We start from the raw sequence: 708 nt of genomic DNA on the forward strand, positions 1-708 counted from the left end.
GCGACGGACCCCGGGCCCGCCGATCAGCCCGCCAGGTGCCCCCAGCGCTCCTGCAGCTCCCGCCACGGCCCCACCTCGGCGACCCGGCCGTCGGCCAGGACCACCACCCGGTCCGCGGCCAGCAGCGCCGAGCGCTTCGAGGAGGAGCCGACGACGGTGGTGCCCCGCGCGCGCAGCGACTCCCACAGCTCCACCTCGGTGCGCGCGTCCAGCGCCGAGGACACGTCGTCGGCCACCAGCAGGTCCGCGCCGCTGGCCAGGGCCCGGGCCAGCGCCAGCCGCTGCACCTGCCCGCCCGACAGGCGCACCCCGCGGTGGCCGACGAGGGCGCCGTCCCCGCCGGCGTCGGTGACGTCGCGCTCGAGGCGGGCGTCGCGCACCGCGCGGCCGGCGCCCGCGCGGGCGTGGGCGTGGTCGAGGGCGACGTTGTCGGCGAAGCTGCCGGAGAGCACCCGCGGCACCTGCGCCACGTAGCTGACCCGGCCCGGGCGCAGGAAGGTCTGCGGGTCCTCGACGTCGGTGCCGTTCCAGCGGATCGCGCCCTCGTGGTCGACCAGCCCCGCCAGCGCGGCCAGCAGGCTGGACTTGCCGGCGCCGACCCGGCCGGTCAGCAGCACCAGCTCACCGGCCCGCACCCGCAGGTCGACGTCCTGCACGCCGACCGTCCCGTCGTCGTGGACGGCCGCCAGCGACTCCACGACGACGGGA

General features: G+C 78.5%; 1 protein-coding gene. It reads right to left on the minus strand.

Going from position 1 to position 708, the window contains the following annotated elements:
- Positions 1 to 23: 23 nt before the first annotated feature.
- A partial coding sequence (locus tag GTQ99_RS23740; protein WP_166618086.1) for an ATP-binding cassette domain-containing protein occupies positions 24 to 708 on the minus strand: 685 nt, incomplete at its 5' end.

Source organism: Kineococcus vitellinus (assembly GCF_009906315.1).
Taxonomy (GTDB): domain Bacteria; phylum Actinomycetota; class Actinomycetes; order Actinomycetales; family Kineococcaceae; genus Kineococcus; species Kineococcus vitellinus.